General features: G+C 68.8%; 16 protein-coding genes. 11 read left to right on the top strand and 5 right to left on the bottom strand.

The features are described 5' to 3' along the window. The first annotated feature begins 56 nt into the window (after positions 1-56). The gene (locus IFE19_RS07775; RefSeq protein WP_207827005.1) at positions 57-2,960 is read left to right on the top strand and encodes a TonB-dependent receptor; all 2,904 of its coding nucleotides are present in this window, start codon (positions 57-59) and stop codon (positions 2,958-2,960) included. A gap of 6 nt (positions 2,961-2,966) precedes the next feature. Continuing rightward, positions 2,967-5,342, top strand: coding sequence for a S9 family peptidase (locus IFE19_RS07770; RefSeq protein WP_207827003.1), 2,376 nt, complete (start codon positions 2,967-2,969; stop codon positions 5,340-5,342). Here IFE19_RS07770 and IFE19_RS07765 read toward each other — a convergent pair. From IFE19_RS07765 to IFE19_RS07755, 5 genes are all read right to left on the bottom strand, one after another. After that, positions 5,287-6,999 (bottom strand): asparagine synthase-related protein, encoded by a 1,713-nt coding sequence (locus tag IFE19_RS07765; RefSeq protein WP_207827001.1) that lies wholly within the window; start codon positions 6,997-6,999, stop codon positions 5,287-5,289. The two genes, IFE19_RS07770 and IFE19_RS07765, sit on opposite strands and share 56 nt — an antisense overlap. A 2-nt stretch (positions 7,000-7,001) precedes the next feature. Beyond that, a complete protein-coding gene (locus IFE19_RS07760) occupies positions 7,002-7,664 on the bottom strand; it encodes a lasso peptide biosynthesis B2 protein (RefSeq protein ID WP_207826999.1) in 663 nt (220 codons plus the stop codon). An 84-nt stretch (positions 7,665-7,748) separates the two neighbouring features. Further along, a complete protein-coding gene (locus tag IFE19_RS17850; RefSeq protein WP_263972822.1) occupies positions 7,749-7,874 on the bottom strand; it encodes a hypothetical protein in 126 nt (41 codons plus the stop codon). A gap of 98 nt (positions 7,875-7,972) precedes the next feature. Further along, a complete protein-coding gene (locus IFE19_RS17845) occupies positions 7,973-8,101 on the bottom strand; it encodes a hypothetical protein (RefSeq protein WP_263972821.1) in 129 nt (42 codons plus the stop codon). 70 nt (positions 8,102-8,171) lie between these two features. After that, positions 8,172-8,738, bottom strand: a complete 567-nt coding sequence (locus IFE19_RS07755) for a GntR family transcriptional regulator (RefSeq protein WP_207826997.1) — start codon at positions 8,736-8,738, stop codon at positions 8,172-8,174. Positions 8,739-9,117: 379 nt separating this feature from the next. On the opposite strand from IFE19_RS07755, the gene IFE19_RS07750 reads away from it, so the two are divergent. The 9 genes from IFE19_RS07750 to IFE19_RS07710 all read left to right on the top strand — a co-directional run bounded on the left by IFE19_RS07750 (position 9,118) and on the right by IFE19_RS07710 (position 15,537). Continuing rightward, a complete protein-coding gene (locus IFE19_RS07750; protein ID WP_207826994.1) occupies positions 9,118-9,510 on the top strand; it encodes an XRE family transcriptional regulator in 393 nt (130 codons plus the stop codon). 100 nt (positions 9,511-9,610) lie between these two features. Then, positions 9,611-9,877 (top strand): helix-turn-helix domain-containing protein, encoded by a 267-nt coding sequence (locus IFE19_RS07745; protein WP_207826992.1) that lies wholly within the window; start codon positions 9,611-9,613, stop codon positions 9,875-9,877. Positions 9,878-9,956: 79 nt separating this feature from the next. Continuing rightward, positions 9,957-10,577: a lytic transglycosylase domain-containing protein gene (locus IFE19_RS07740; protein ID WP_207826990.1), complete on the top strand. Its 621-nt coding sequence runs from the start codon at positions 9,957-9,959 to the stop codon at positions 10,575-10,577. Next, positions 10,574-10,876 carry a TrbC/VirB2 family protein gene (locus IFE19_RS07735; protein ID WP_207826989.1) on the top strand — a complete coding sequence of 101 codons (303 nt, stop codon included), beginning with the start codon at positions 10,574-10,576 and terminating at the stop codon, positions 10,874-10,876. Before IFE19_RS07740 ends, IFE19_RS07735 begins: the two co-directional genes overlap by 4 nt. Continuing rightward, the gene (locus IFE19_RS07730) at positions 10,876-11,046 is read left to right on the top strand and encodes a hypothetical protein (RefSeq protein ID WP_207826987.1); all 171 of its coding nucleotides are present in this window, start codon (positions 10,876-10,878) and stop codon (positions 11,044-11,046) included. The genes IFE19_RS07735 and IFE19_RS07730 overlap by 1 nt, the downstream gene beginning before the upstream one ends. Further along, positions 11,039-11,374 (top strand): type IV secretion system protein VirB3, encoded by a 336-nt coding sequence (locus IFE19_RS07725; protein WP_207826986.1) that lies wholly within the window; start codon positions 11,039-11,041, stop codon positions 11,372-11,374. The genes IFE19_RS07730 and IFE19_RS07725 overlap by 8 nt, the downstream gene beginning before the upstream one ends. Then, complete coding sequence (locus IFE19_RS07720) at positions 11,367-13,742, top strand: VirB4 family type IV secretion/conjugal transfer ATPase (protein ID WP_207826984.1); 2,376 nt, start codon at positions 11,367-11,369, stop codon at positions 13,740-13,742. Before IFE19_RS07725 ends, IFE19_RS07720 begins: the two co-directional genes overlap by 8 nt. Beyond that, positions 13,739-14,467 carry a type IV secretion system protein gene (locus tag IFE19_RS07715; RefSeq protein WP_207826982.1) on the top strand — a complete coding sequence of 243 codons (729 nt, stop codon included), beginning with the start codon at positions 13,739-13,741 and terminating at the stop codon, positions 14,465-14,467. Before IFE19_RS07720 ends, IFE19_RS07715 begins: the two co-directional genes overlap by 4 nt. 149 nt (positions 14,468-14,616) lie before the next feature. Next, positions 14,617-15,537, top strand: coding sequence for a type IV secretion system protein (locus IFE19_RS07710; RefSeq protein ID WP_207826980.1), 921 nt, complete (start codon positions 14,617-14,619; stop codon positions 15,535-15,537). The last annotated feature ends 1 nt before the right edge of the window (position 15,538 follow it).

Genomic DNA, 15,538 nt, shown 5'->3' with positions numbered 1-15,538 from the left:
ATCGGGGGAGTTCGATGAGACCGGAATTCACTTCAGCCGCCCTGGCGGCGCTCATAATGGCGGCGACGCCTGCGACGGCGCAGGTCGAAGCGATGCGTCGTTTCGACATCGCGCCGGGTCCGCTCGAACGGACCCTTCCGGCCTTCGCCAGACAGAGCGGGCAGCAGATCCTCTACCCCAGCGCCCTCGTGGCCGGGCGGAGCTCCACGGCCGTGGCGGGCGAGTTCACGCCGGAAGCCGCGCTGGGTCTGCTCCTGCGCGACACGGGCCTGACCTATAGGCGCAGCCGGCCGAACGTCTACGTCCTCGTCGATCCGAGCGCCCGTGCGGATGCCGAGACGGAGGTGACGGAGCTGGATGAGGTCGTCGTCACCGGCAGCTATCTTCGCGGCGCCGACAGCCCGTCTCCGGTGATCATGATGACGCAGGACGATGTCGCGCGGAGCGGACGGGCCACGGTGGCGGACGCCTTGGCCGCCCTGCCCCAGAACTTCACCGGAAGCGCGTTCGAGGGTTCGGCCGGAACCGGCGCCGACCGCTCGGGGCGCAATCTCGGCTATGCGACCGGCGTCAATCTGCGCGGCCTGGGCGCCGACGCCACCCTGGTCCTGGTCAACGGCCGCCGGATCGCCGGGACAGGCAGCGCGGGCGATTTCGCCGACGTGTCCAACCTGCCGTCCAGCGTCGTCCAGCGGGCGGACGTTCTGCTCGACGGCGCCTCGGCTCTCTACGGAGCCGACGCCGTAGGCGGCGTGGTCAACATCATCCTGAAGTCCCGCTTCGACGGCGCGGAGAGCCGACTGCGGGTAGGCGGCACGAGCGACGGCGGCGCCGAGGAGGTTCTCTTCTCCCATACCGACGGCTTCAACTGGTCGAGCGGCAGTCTGGTGGCGTCCTACGAGGTCCACGACCGCGGCGAACTGCGGGCGGAGGACCGTCGCGCCACCCGCAGCGCCGACCTTCGTCCGCTGGGCGGATCGGACCACCGGCTGTTCCACGCCGCGCCCGGCAACATCATGTACTTCGACCCCGTCACCGGGTCCTTCGACCCGGTCTACGCCATCCCCAGAGGTCAGAACGGCGTAGGTCTGGCGCCGGGCGATTTCCTCGCCGGTGAGGTCAATCTCACCAATCAGAACGAAGGCCAGTGGATGCTGCCGCACCAGCGTCGCCAGAGCGTGTTCGCGGCGGCGCGCCAGAACCTGCCCGGCGGGTTCAGCCTGGACGGTGATCTCCGCTACACCGAGCGGGACTACGTTCTGGCGACCCCGGCCGACATCGGCACGATCGTCGTGACGCCGGCCAACCCCTATTTCGCCTCCCCGACCGGAGAGACGATGCAGGAGATCGCCTATTCCTACATCCGGGATCTCGGGCCCGGCCGGTCGGACGGCCGAACCCGCAGTCTGGGCGGCGCCGCAGGTCTTGAGGGTCGGGTTCTCGGATGGAATCTCGCCGCTTATGTGAGCGGGGCGCGCGAGATCAGCGGCCGGACCCTGTCCAACCGTGTCCAGACCACCTACCTGGCGGAAGCCTTGGGAAGAACGCCGGACAATCCGGCGACGCCCTTCAGCACCGCCGTGGACGGCTTCTTCAACCCCTACGGCGATCCGGCCGCAAACAGCGCCGCCGTCCTGGCCTTTATCGGTTCAGGCTACACCCGGGTCGAGAACGTCAGCACGGTCGGATCCTTCAACTTCAAGATCGACGGCACGATCCTGGATCTGCCCGGCGGACCGCTGCGGACGGCTGCAGGCGTCGACGTCAGGCGCGAACGCTTCGAGACCGAAGGCGAAAACTTCACGTCCGGTCAGACGCCTCGACTGACGGCCCCGACCATATACGAGCGGGATGTCTCGGCCGCCTTCGTCGAGCTCCGTGCGCCGATCGTCGGCGCGGACAACCCCCGCCCCGGCATCGAGCGACTGGAACTGTCCCTGGCGGCCCGCATCGAAGATCACCAAGGCGTCGGCCGGACCACCAATCCTAAGGTCGGCCTTCTCTACAGCCCGACCTCGGACCTTCTGCTGCGCGCCAGCTACGGCACGTCCTTCCGCGCGCCGTCGCTGCGGGAACTCTACACCACCTATCAGCTCGGTCCGGCGTTTCTGAACCGAAACGGCGCCAATGTGCTCTCGGTGATCCGGTACGGCGGGAATCCCGATCTGGATCCGGAAACGGCGGAATCGACGACCGCGGGCTTCGTCTGGACGCCGGCCGCGGCCGACGGCTTCAGGTTGGAGGCCGGCTGGTTCCGGACGCGCTTCGACGACCGCATCGGCAACCCGGTGTCGGAGAACGTCGCCAACGCTCTCAACGACCCCACCCTTGCGCCCTTCGTGCGGTTCGTGAACCCGGTTTCGAACGCCGAGGACAGGGCCCTGGTCCAATCGCTTCTGGATCACCCCGGAAACTTCAACCCCAACGTCTTCCCTGCAACGTCCTACGGCGCCGTTATCGACAATCGTTTCGTCAACGCCTCGCGCCTTGAGGTCGAGGGCGTCGACATCTCAGCGCGCTACGCCTTCGATCTGGGGCCGGGCGAGGCCTCCGTCGACGGCTCGATCACACGGCTGCTGCGATACGATCGGGAGCTGACCGAGACCTCGCCGACGGAAGCTCTGGTCGGAACGCCGAACTTTCCGGCGCGATGGCGGGGCCGGATCGGCGGCCGGTGGACGAGCGGTCCGGTGACCTTGGGCCTCAACGCCAACCATGTGAGCGGCGGTCGCGATCCGGTCGGCGGGCGCAGCATAGACGACTGGACCACCTTCGACGGTCAGATCCGCTACGACTTCGCCGAGGGCTGGGGCGAAGGGGTCTCGGTCACCCTGGACGTCATCAATCTGGCGAACAGCGAGCCGCCCTTCTACGATTCTCCTTCGGGCTACGGTTACGACGCCGCCAACACCGACATCTTCGGTCGCCGCATCTCCCTCCAGCTCGTCAAGCGCTGGTAGGCCGCCATGCGATCAATGCTGCTCGGCGCGGTCTGCGCCCTCTCCGTCATGGCCGGAGCCGGTCCCGTGCGGGCCGATCCCCTCACCCTCGACACCCTTCTGGGCCTCGAGACCTTCGGTCGGATCGCCGTGGATCCGACCGGCAGGGTCGGCGTGTTCGAAGAACGGCGCGCCCGGAACGATCTTCCGCGCTTCGACCTCCAGGCGGAAGGCGCGCTCTGGTACGCCAGGCTCCACCGCATCGACCTGGGGTCGTCCGGGAGGAGCCGCCCCCTCCTGCCGCAGGCGGACGACGCGGGGTATCGGATGGGCCCCTTCTCCCCGGGGGGAAGCCGTCTCGTAGTCTACCGGCTGCAAGGGCTTTCGCTGCGGCTCGGACTGGTTGAGCTCGATACCGGCGCGGTGACCTGGACCGACGTATCGCCGGAAAGCGGAGCCTGGGGACGTGCCGTCGAATGGCTGTCGGATGATGCGCTCCTCGTCCTGGGCATGCCGGACGGCGGACTTCCGCCGCGCCTGGAGCAGATGAACGCCCTGCAACAGCAGGCTCCAGGTCTCTGGGCGCGGGCCGCCTCCGGACAAGCGGCGTACGTCACGTCCGGCTCGGATGTCCCGCCCCCGCCGCCGCCCGCGCGTCGTCTGTGGCGGATCGACGCCCGCACCGGCGCAGCGGAGTCGCTTTCAGAAGGGCCGTTCCTTGATTTCGAGGTCTCGCCGGACCGGAAGCATGCAGCGCTCCTCCAGGACGGTCCGATCCTGCCGCCTCCGGACGCCGACACGGCGACCGAATTGCGCCGGGCGAGGACGTTGAGGCTGGTGAACCTGGAGACCGGAGCGGCGATCGATCCGTCCGCTGCGGTTGACATCTCGACAAGCCTGCTGTCCTGGGCGCCCTCGTCCGAAGCCCTGCTCGTCGCCGCCCTGGGCGACCGCCCTACCCTGTTTGCGGTCGCGCCCGGCGGGACCGCACGGCAAGTGACGCCCAAGGGGGTGTCGCTGGATACGGCCGTTGACGTGTACGGCAGTCCGACGGTCCAGGCGGGCTGGTCGGGTGGCGCGCCGGTCGTCCTCGGCAGCCTCAACGGGACGCCGGGATGGTTCCTGCAGGGCCCGGACGGCGCCGTTCCGCTCGAAGGCGTGCGCCGTCAGGCGCGTCTCACGGCGCAGGGCCGCTCATCGCTGTTGTTCGCCGACGGCGGCCGCATCCTCCGGGTCGGGCCCGACCGCCTCGCCCGCGACGTCGGCGCCGCGGCGACCGCCGTCCGTCCGGACGGGCCTTTCGGCCAGCGCAGCCGGTTTGATCCGTTGAAGAGCGGAGAGGCGGTCGTCGCACGTGACGGAGACCGCCTATGCCGGATACGGGCGGATGATCCGCAGGCGGAGGCATGCCTGCACGCCGCCCCGGGGGCCGCCGTCGGATGGGCGAGCGGCGCCGTTCTGGAACGGGGTGCTGAAGGACGGGGCCTCAACACCCTGACCCTGCGCACCGCCGACGGAACGCGGATCGTAATCCGCCTCAATCCCGAACTCGACGCCGTCGAACGGATCCTCCCCCGGGAGGTCCGCGGGGCTTCGGGCGCAAGAGGTTGGCTCTATCTTCCGCAGAGGACCGGGGCGGCCCCGCCGCCCGTGGTGGTCATCCCATATCCGGGAAAGACCTACGCTTCGCCGCCGGCCGCCATGATCCCGGAATCCGTCAATCTGGTTCAGAACGGCGCGCTTCTCGTCGCGGCCGGCTATGCCGTCCTCTATCCCGATCTCCCGGAGACGCCGGAGCCGGCCGACGGCCTGGCGGACCGCCTTCTCGCGGTTGTCGACGCAGCAGCCGACGAAGGTCTGGTCGATCCGCTCCGCATCGGCTTATGGGGACACAGCTTCGGGGCCTGGACCGTCGCGATGAGCGCGAGCCAGTCATCCCGGTTCGGCGCGATCGTAGCGCACAACGGCATTTATCAGCTGGCCTCCGCAATCGGCGACACCTCGTCGTCCGACCGGATAGCCGGTGCGAACGACTACACTAACTCGGGCAACGCGAGATGGCTGGAGACGGGTCAGGCGCGAATGCTGCGCGCCTACTGGAGAGATCCCGAGCGCTACAGACGCAACAGTCCTTTCGAAGCGGCCGACCGGATCAACGCGCCCGTCCTGTTGGTCCACGGGGAACTGGATACGGCCCCGGATCAAGCCGGACAGATGTATGCGGCCCTGCGTCGTCTTCACCGACCGGCCGCCCTCACCCTGTTGTTCGGCGAGGCGCACGGTATTCACGGCCCCGGGAACGCCCGTGTCTACTACGAGCAGGTGCTGACCTGGTTCGATCGCCACCTCAGGCCCGACGGCGACGCAGACGCTCCGTCCAACACCGCAGCCAGGCTTCCGTAAGGGCTAGACCGAGCACCTTCTGGAAGCCTCCTCGCCACAGAAGGGTTTCGCGGACGAGAAGCTCGTCGAGGCCGGGCCTTATCAGTCCGGCCTCGGCGAGCGCGCCTCCGAGCAGATAATCGCGCAGGAAATCCAACCGGGCCGAAACGGCCTCGCCGTAGAAGACGCCCAGTTCGCCCTTCGACCGGCGTGCGATCAGCGAGGACGGCAGGACATCGGAGAAGGCTGCGCGGACCGCGGCGCGGTCGCGGCCGCCGCGGGTGAGCTCGACGCTGGACCACGCCAGTCCCGCCTCCATCACCGGCTGGCTCAGCAGCGGATTGAAGCAGGGACCGCGCCGGCTCCGCCCTGCCAGTCCTTGGAAGGTCTGGCAGAAGGCCAGGACCGATATCTGCAACGCCTTGGCGGGCGGAACGCCGCGCAGATCGGTCAGCCAGGGATGGTCCCAGCCGGCGCGGCTCCTACGGTGATCGCGCCAGGCGCTCCACCAGGCATGCGGCCAGACCGAGCGACGCGTCCACCGCGCGGTCCGGTGGATGACGGACGCCCGGGCGCGCAGCCCGCGTTCCCGTATCTCATCCAGAGCGATCAGAGGCGTCGGCATCTGGAAGAAGACGGCGTCGCCGCCTTGGCCGGTCAGGGAGCCCCAGGCTCCTGAAGCGTCGATGCGGTCGGCGATATCGTCATTGTAGGTGAGGTCGAGGTCGTTGACGGCAGGCCGGAACCCTTCCGCCGTCCGGGCCAGCCTCGCTTCATCGATCAGAAGGGCGTTGCGCCTGACTTCGGTGAGGCTGAAGCCGAGCCGGTCGCCGACGGCTCGAGCGTAGGTCCGTTCATCCCCCTCGGGTTGGTCGACATAGTGGTTGACCCAGGCGGTCACGCGGCGGCGCTGCCCGTCGGACAGGGCCGCCGCTACGATGGCCGAATCCAGTCCGCCGGAGAGCTCAGCCACCCAGGAGCGGTCTCCGGCCATCGCGCGGACCGCCCGCTCGACTGTTTCGCGCAGTGGCGGCGGCGTTGCTCGCCCCGCCCGATAGGCCCCGGCCGGGGTCCAGATCTGTTTCGAGCGCGCCCCGCCCGCCTCCATCGTGCGCAGTTCGCCGGCCGCGATCGGATTGACGCCGCGGAGGGCGGGACTGTGAAAAAACTCACCGGGACGTTCGACCAGCGCGGCGACGCCTTCCGGGTCGATGTCGAGATCGTCTGGAAGGAGGGGATCTAGAACGGGATCGGCCGCGGTGGCGATCACCGTCACGCCGGCCTTACGCCAGACCATCGCCTCCAGGGCGCCGGACGGGTCACGCAGGATGGAGACGCCGTCCGCCGCTCTGCGGATCAGGACATATCTTCCCCAAACCGAACCGATGAGCATGTTCGCCCGAACGACGTTCAGAACCCCGCAACCCAGGCTGCAACGTGCATCCATCGACAGAGGCCGCCCCTCCGTGTCGAAGACGTCCCCGATGAGCAGGCCGTGACCGTCGAAAGCAGGCGTGATGGCCAGCCGGCCTTCCGTGGGAGCATAGGCTCTGATGAAGGGATGATCGGCCCTGCAGGACCACCCCGCCCGGGCCAGGCGACCTCGGAGCGGCGCCGTAAGATCCGCGAGCGCCGCAGGGTGATCCGCAACAAGGATGACAGCAGCCTCCGCGCTCATCGTCAAATCACCAGTATCGGCCGGTAGATCGTCAGGGTCTCCGGAGCCTGGCTGACGCAGACATCTCCGTTCTGCAGCCAACAGTGCGCCAGAAAGGGCCAGGTTCGGACGCCGAAAACCCAATCGGCGTCGAGGTCGGCGGCGTTCAGGAATCGCAAAAGGAGCTCCGCCTGCAGCAGGCAGGCGCCCGTCCACGGCGCCAGCGGCAGAATGCGGTTGAAGATCTCCACCCGCGCGGCGACTGCCGCCGGGTCGTTCCGACGACCGCGACGCCCCTGCATCCGCCGGGCGAGACCCGCGAGGGTCGGGCGGCGGCGTACGGCGTCGAGCCAGATCAGGGTGAAAGTCGCCAGATCGCCGATGGTCGGACGCACTGTGGTCGGCAGAGCCGACGGCGTCTTGGGAAGCCCAGGCGGAACCTTTCGAGCCGGCGCCGGGGCGTGTTCGGGCTGAAGCAGTTCCTCGGACGCCATCCTCAGGAGCGTCTCCATCGGGCCGCGGATGACAGCGCCCGATATTTCGAGCGGACCGCACTCGGGCAGACAGAGGTAGTCATCCGCGGCCAGGTCGAGGAGAATGAGGTCGCGTCCGGTTCGAACCGCATGAATGTCCGGAGCAAGCCGAGCCTGACGGTCGATGGAGGCTAGGCGGGGGCGTGCAGGCATCGTCATCTCCTCCGATCGGGGCGGGCCGCGTCATCCCTTCGAACACAGGGGATCGGGCCGCCGAATGCGGCGGCCCTTCCGTCCTCATTCGGACGGCATGTCCCACTTGCGCGGAGAGTTCAGTTCGAAGAACTCCCCGTCATGGCCGGCGCGCGTCAGGCGACGCGCCCGGCCCAGCCGCAGCAGGCGGGTTGCGGTCGGGATCGACATGATCCGTCTCCTCTTCCGTCGGCATCGACCTCTGATCTTGGACGTCCGGGCGAGGCCGTTGACCGGGCGTTCCTTGGGGCCGTCGAGCGGCCTCCACGTCACTCGCCCGGGGGGATGTCGTATTCCTTGGGCGAGTTCAGTTCGAGGTAGGTCGCGTCGTTGACCGCGCGGGTGAGCCGGCGGGCGGCGCCCAGGCGGACGAGGCGTGAGTTGGGTCGGGCAGTCATGGTCGTCTCCATTTCCGAAGGTCGACAGGAACATCGACGACGCACCATCAGCGCCGGAACCGGAATCGATTCAAACTCTATTCGTCGTATATTCGGGCGGCGCCGGGTCCATGCGCCTCAGACGCGCGGCCAGCTCGACGGATGCGAGACGCCATCGATCATAATAGGCCTCGACGCCATTCTCGTCCGAAGCAGGTGAAGAGAGGTCTCTCGGACCATGCAGCCGCCTCAAGGGATCGAGCTGTCGGCGGACGCGGAGGTGGCTTTCCACGAGCGGAAGGTTGGCGCAGCCTTCCATGAGACTGAGCATCCAGGCCTCGATCACCCTGTCGGATGCGGGACCAGGCAGCGGGACCGCAGATGTTTTCGCCGCCAGAAGGATATGGACCTCCTCCAGGTCGAGAAGACCGATGATGTCCTCCTGGGGCGTGCTGCGCGTGAAATAGCCGAAGCCGCGACGGTCCTCGATCAGGCCTTCTCCACACAGCCGCGACAGGGCTTCACGCACCGGCGAAGCGCTCAGCTTGAGCGCAGCCGCGATATCCGCGACCGGCAGGTGTCGTCCGGGCGCCAGCCCCTGGTCGAGCGCCGCGCGGAGGCTTCCCAGCGCCGTTCCGAACGGGTCGCGCGTTCTCATGGCCCGCCGCGTCCATGAGGCATTCTCCGCCGGACGTCCGACAACATTCCGCGACTGCCCCGCAGGTCTGCGGTCGTAGGATTAAGGCAGGCCCGCTTCGGGCCGTGAAGCCTATACTGTCGTCCGCAAGTTATTTGCGCCATGGCCGTAGTTTTTATGACGTTGATCTTTATGGACTTTCATTTGACGCAAGCCTGGGGCATTTTTCAACCTGCAGGAGCGTCAGGAACCGGACGATTCTTAAGCCCATCATCAAGGGGATGACCGGGAGATGGAGACAGAGCAGCATCCGTCGCCGAATGCAGTCCTTTCCGCGAGCCTGCGACTGATCCGTTCACACCGGCGCCTGCGCGCCGCCGACGTGGCTCAAGGCATGAACATGGCGCTCCGGTCCTACGAGCATTTCGAAGCCGGGGCGGGCCGCATCAATCTCGAGCGTATCCACCGCTTCGCCGACGTCACCGACAGCGACCCTCACGCGATCATCTCGGCGCTCTCGCTGGGTTCTCCCGCCTTCGCCGTGCGGTCCGCCGACAACAAGCTGGCGACCATCCTCATGGTCGTGCTGCAGGAATTCGACGAGGAGGTCGGCGATGCCATGGCCGAGCTGGATGGGCGGACGATCATCAACGTCTTCACGCGGGCTTTGAAGGACCTCGCAGGCCTTGCCGTCACCCGGGACGCCCACGCCGAAGCCTGGCTTGAAGAGCGTCGGCGCCGCCTCGTGACCCCCGGATCGGATGATCCGTCCGCCGACGACGAAGGCGGATGATCGCCGCTCAGGTCTCACCGCCGTAGGTCTGCGGTCGTCCACCTCCGGTCGCCTCCGTACGGCCTTGCGTCTTCAGGGCCGGGCCGGCTCGATTCCGCGCATGACGCTGATCACACCCACGAACAGTCAGACACCGGGCGACCGCTTGGCTCGTCTTTCGTCGCGTCAGGCCGAATGCCTCGACCTGGCCGCAGCGGGGCTGACGTCTGCGGCCATCGCCGCGCGTCTTGGCCTTTCCTCCCGCACCGTCGACGAGCATCTCACGGGCGCATGCCGGGTGCTCGGCGTGCGCACCCGGATCCAGGCGGTCGCTCTGCTCGCGCTCGGAGAACGCCGGGCGCGGGAGAAGCGCAGCTTCCTACCGTAGATCTCCCCCGGTGAGCCCGCGGGTCGCGGGAACGCCCCGGCTGAGATGAGATCGAGAGGTCTTCAGCGGAGCGATCCCCATGCTCGATCTCGCGATCGTCCTCAGCCTGGCTCAGGCCTGCGCCCCCGCTGCGGCCCCGGAGACGCTTGCGGCCATCGCCTATGTCGAAAGCCGTTTCGATCCCTTGGCCATCGGGGTGAACCGCGGCCCGCGTCCGTCGCGGCGGCCGCAGGACCGGGGGGACGCCGCGCGGATCGCCCGCGATCTTCTGGCGCGCGGCGCCGACCTTGATCTCGGCATCGGCCAGATCAACAGCGGCAACCTCGCCTGGTTGGGTCTCAGCATCGAGGACGTCTTCGACCCGTGCCGCAACCTGGCCGCCTCGGCCGAGGTCCTTCGGGCCGGCTACCGCCCCGCCGGCGACCGCCCCGACCAACGGCAGGCGGCGTTGCGGGCCGCTCTGTCCCGATACAACACCGGCCATCCCGAACGGGGTTTCCGCAACGGCTACGTCGGCCGCGTGGAGGCCGCCGCCGTCCGCCTCTCCCTCGCCCTCCCAGCGCCTGACGCGACGGTCCGGACGCAGCCCGTCCCGATCACCGCCGAGGTCCCGCCCCCGCACTGGGACGTCTTCGCCCGGGCGCGCGGCGCCCCTGTCGCCGCCTTCAATGCCTCGCCCTTACGGAGTTCCCTGTCATGAACCGACCTCTCTCACGACTGCGCCGCCGTGCGGCGGCCGCGACGATCGCCGGAGCCGCGAGCCTTGCGGGCGCCGGACCGGCCTTCGCCTCCGCCAACGTCGAAGGCCTGCTCCAGAACGTGGTGGACATGCTGACCGGCAACACCGCCCGGCTCCTCGCCGTCCTGGCGGTGGTGATCGTGGGCGTGCTGTGGATGTTCGGTCTGTTCGACCTGCGCCGGGCCGCCATCGTCGTGCTGGGCATCGTGGTGGTCTTCGGCGCGGCCGAGATCGTCAACCTCATCACCGGGGGCGGCTGATGTCGGCCGCCTGGATCGTCCTGCCCGCCGCCGCCTGCGCGGGCCTGGCCGTCATGATGTGGCGGCGGTTGATCGGTCCGGGGCGCTTCGCCCGGTGGGCCGGCGGGCTCGGGCTGGGCACGCTTCTCGTCGTCGCGGCGAACAACGCCCTCGGAGGCGGTCATGGCTGAAGAACGGCTGATCGAGGACCCGCTCTTCCTGGCCTGCACCCGGCCAGCCATGATCATGGGCGTGCCCATGGAGGCCATGGGCGTCAACGTCATCCTTTCAGGCGTCGTCTTTCTGGTCGGCGGCAGCCTTCTGAACCTGCTCATCGCGCCGGCGCTGCATCTGGTGTTCCGCGCCGTCTGCAGGACGGATCACAACGCCTTCCGTCTGCTGTTCGCCTATGTCGACACCAAGGGCCGGGCGCGCAACGGCGCGACCTGGGGCGGGTCTTCGCCGACGCCTCTGCCGCCGGCTCGCCGCGCCTCGGCCCGAGATCTGCGTCATGGCTGAAGGCTCCGTCTCCCTGCGGCTGATGAAGCGCGAACCGGACGTCCGTGCGGCGCTGCCCTATGCCCGCCATGCCGCCGATGGGATCGTGGTCCTGGACAGCGGCGCCCTGATGCTCAGCCTGAAGCTGGACGGCGCGCCCTTCGAGACGGTCGACGCCCGCGACCTCAACGACCGGCACATCAAGCTCAATCAGGCCTGGCGCAACCTGGCCGATGATCGGCTGGCCGTCTGGCACCACGTCGTCCGTCGTCGGATCCGAACCGTCCCGGCGACGGGGCACGTCTCGGACTTCGCACGCGAGCTGTCGGCCGCCTATGACGCCCGGCTGTCCACGCAGCGCCTGTTCGTCAACGAGCTCTACGTCACCCTTGTGCTTCATCCGGGACGTGAGGCGGGGGACCGCGCCGGCGCCCTGATGCGGCGTCTGCGCGCCGCGCGGCGGGGCGGGACCGAAGTCGACGCCGCCTCGCTGAAACGCCTGGAGGACGCGGGCCGCGACCTGATGCAGTTCCTCGCCCCGTACGCTCCTCGGCGCCTCGGCCTCTATGAGCATAGGGGTCTATGGTTCTCCGAACCGCTTGAGATGATCCGGCTGATCCTGACGGGCCGCGCCGAGCGGGTTCCGCTGACCTGCGGCCAGCTCGGCGACGCCGCCTATACGACGCGCATCATCTTCGGCCGCGAGACCCTGGAGCTGCGCGATGCCGCCGACACGCGGTTCGCGGGCGTCCTGGCGGTCAAGGAGTATCCGTCCGTCACGCGACCGGGTCTGTGGGACGGACTGCTCGACGCCCCCTTCCCCTTCGTGGCCGCCCAGTCCTTCGCCTTTCTGTCCAAGCCCGCAGCCCGCGCCGTCATGGAGCGCAAACAGAACCAGATGGTCTCATCACGGGACCGGGCGGCCTCCCAGATCGACGGGCTGACCGCGGCCCTGGACGATCTGATCAGCAACCGCTTCGTCATGGGCGAACATCACGCCTCGGTTCTGGTCCACGGCGACGATCAGCCGGCCCTGGTCGATCATCTGGCGAAGGCGCGCAGCATCCTGGCCGACAGCGGTCTGGTGGTCGCCCGCGAGGATCTCGGGCTGGAGGCGGCCTTCTGGGCCCAGTTTCCCGGCAACTTCAGCAGGCGCACACGCCCCGCCGTCGTCACCTCGCGCAATTTCGCGGCGCTCGCGCCCTTCCACGCCCCTCCGGTCGGACGTCCATCGGGCCATCACTGGGGCGACGCCCTGGCGGTGCTGAAGACCACGGCCGCTTCGCCCTATCACCTGAACCTTCACGTCGGCGACCTGGGGCACACCTTCATCTGCGGCCCGTCCGGCTCGGGCAAGACCGTGGTTCAGAACTTCATCCTGGCTCAGTTCGAACGGTTCGGCGTCCAGCAGATCTTCATCGACAAGGATCGCGGCGCCGAGATCTTCGTGCGCGCCTCGGGCGGCGTCTACCTGGCCCTGAAGGCCGGCGAGCCGACCGGCTTCGCCCCGTTCAAAGCCTTGGAGCCGTCTCCTGCCAACCGCGCCTTCCTCTCCCGGCTCGTACGCGCCCTGGTGGAGCGTCCGGACGACCCGCTGACCGTGACGCAGGCGCGCGCCATCGACGACGGCGTACGTGCGCTCGAGGCCCTGCCCGAGGCTCAGCGGTCTCTATCGGCGCTGAGGAGCTTGTTGGGCCAGGCCGACGCCGGCGGGATCGGGGCCCGGCTCGAACGCTGGGTCAGGGGCGGACCGCTCGGTTGGGTGCTCGACAATCCCGAGGACGCCGTCTACCTGGACGCCCGCCTGATCGGTTTCGACATCACGACCATCCTCGACGACCCCGAGGTCCGCGCGCCGGTGATGCTCTATCTGCTGCACCGGATCGGCGCACGAGCGGACGGCCGCCGCCTGGTGCTGGACATCGACGAGTTCTGGAAGGCGCTGGGCGATCCGGCCTTCACCGATCTGATCCGGGACGGCCTGAAGACCTGGCGCAAGCAGAACGCGATGATGGTGTTCGGCACCCAGTCGCCGTCGGATGCGCTCGCCTCGCCGATCGCCCCGGCCATCCTCGAGCAGTGCGCGACCCGCATCTTCCTGCCCAACGCCCACGGCCGGGCACGCGACTATGTCGACGGCTTGGGCCTGAGCGAGACCGAGTTCCGCCTGATCCGGGATGAACTGACCCCGGAGTCCCACCGCTTTCTGGTCAAGCAGGGGCATGCCGGCGTCGTGGTCGAACTCGATCTCACCGGCATGGACGACGCCCTGGCGGTCCTGTCCGGCCGCGCCGAGACCGTCGCCCTTCTCGACCGTCTCCGGGCGGAGCACGGCGACGCCTATGCGCAATGGCGCGACGCCTTCCATGAGCAGAGGAGACTTCCATGATCCGCCGCATCCTCGGCGCGGTTTCGGCCGCCGCCGCCCTCCTGAGCGTCGCGGACGGCGCCCGAGCACAGCAGATCGTCCACGATCCGACCTCCTACGCCCAACTGGTGCGCGAGGCGCGGACCGCCCTCGACCAGCTCGAGCAGCTGCGCGAACAGGTGCGCCAGGGCCGGCAGCTGTTCGAGAGCTTGAACGACCTGTCCGACGTCAACCGGGTGGCCTCAGAGCTGGGCTTTCCCGAGGTGCGCAATCCGCTTCCCGACCTGCGGGCGCTGCGGAGCGCCGCCGAAGGTGATCTGTCGGCGCTCGGCGCCCTTGCCGAACGGGCCGACGCCATCCGCGCCGGAACCCGTGTCTACGCACCCCCGCCCGGAAACGTCCCGGAGACCGAACGCTACTATCGTGACGCCCTGGAGCGGGCCGGGGCGCGCACCGCCCGCGACCTCGCCCTCGGCGAGGCTCTTGGGGAGGCGGCCGACCGGCGGCTGAAAGGGCTGGAAGCCCTGCGCCGCGCGCTCGACACCGCGCCCAACGCCCGGGCGGTGATGGACCTGGAGGCGCGTCTAGCGGCCGAACAGGCGCTGATCCAGAACGAACAGGTCCGGCTTCAGGGACTGGCTCTGACACAGGCCGCCGAGGCGCGGCTCGAGGAACAGCGCGCCCGCGAGCGCGCCGCCGCGGCCAGGGACGCCCGGCTGGCGACTTACAGGGAGACCATCCGGTGAAGGCCGCCCCGTACCTCACGGCCCCGGTTCCCGCCGCCTGTCCGGACACCGACGGCCCCGTCGACCGCTTCGTCCCCCGGGGTCCGGTCGAGGCCGAGCGCCTGAACCGCGAAGCCCTCTACCGGCAGCTCCGCTGAGGAGATCCCGCCATGAGCCTGCGCGTCTTCGAGCCCAGCTATCTCTTCATCGACGAGCGGCTGAACACCTTCCTCGGCGATAGACTGTCGTCCGTGATAGCCGCGGTCGAAGGCCCGCTGCGCGTCGCCCTGGTTCTCTATGTGCTGCTCTACGGCTACGCCATACTGCGCGGGGCCATCAGCGAACCGGTCATGGATTTCGCGATCCGCTCCATCAAGCTGGCGCTTCTCTATGCGCTGGCGACCACGGCGGCCTATTCCGGCTTCGTCACCCAGCCGTTATTCGTGGACCTGCCGAACGCCCTGACCCAGGCGATCAGCGGCTCAGCCGCGCCCAATGTAGGAGCGGCCTTCGATCAATTCCTGGCCTATGCGGGTTATCTCAGCGAGACCATCGCCCGGGAGGGCTCGGCCTTCGACCCCGCGCCCTACATCGTCGCGGCGGCCGTGCTGGTCATCGGGGCTCTCGCCTGCGCCCTGGGATTCGGCGTCGTCATGGTCGCCAAGCTGGCCCTGGCGCTGCTCGTGGCGCTCGGGCCGATCTTCATCGCCGCGGCCCTGTTCGACGCCACCCGCCGCTATTTCTTCGGCTGGCTCAGCCAGGCGGTGAACTACCTTGTCCTATTCGCCCTCATGATCACCATCTTTCAGCTGGTGCTGGCCCTGGTGCGCGATCAGTGGAGCGCCATCGAAGGCCATGACCCGATGGTGGGCGGGCTGATCTTCATCGCCTTGTGCCTGCTCGGCGCGATCTTCTTTCTCCAGACCCCGGCCATCGCCGCAGGGGTGGCGGGCGGCGCAAGCGCCGGCCTCGCCGACTTCGCCAACGCCGCAGCTCTCGGTTCCGGCCGTGCCGGCCGCGCCTCCGGTCCCGTCGAGGCGGGCCGGGCGCCGCCGCGCGGCGGCGGCTCCATCCGACCTCAAGGACGCTGAT

It is taken from the genome of Brevundimonas pondensis (assembly GCF_017487345.1).
GTDB lineage: Bacteria > Pseudomonadota > Alphaproteobacteria > Caulobacterales > Caulobacteraceae > Brevundimonas > Brevundimonas pondensis.
This window is presented reverse-complemented; position numbering and strand designations above follow the sequence as displayed.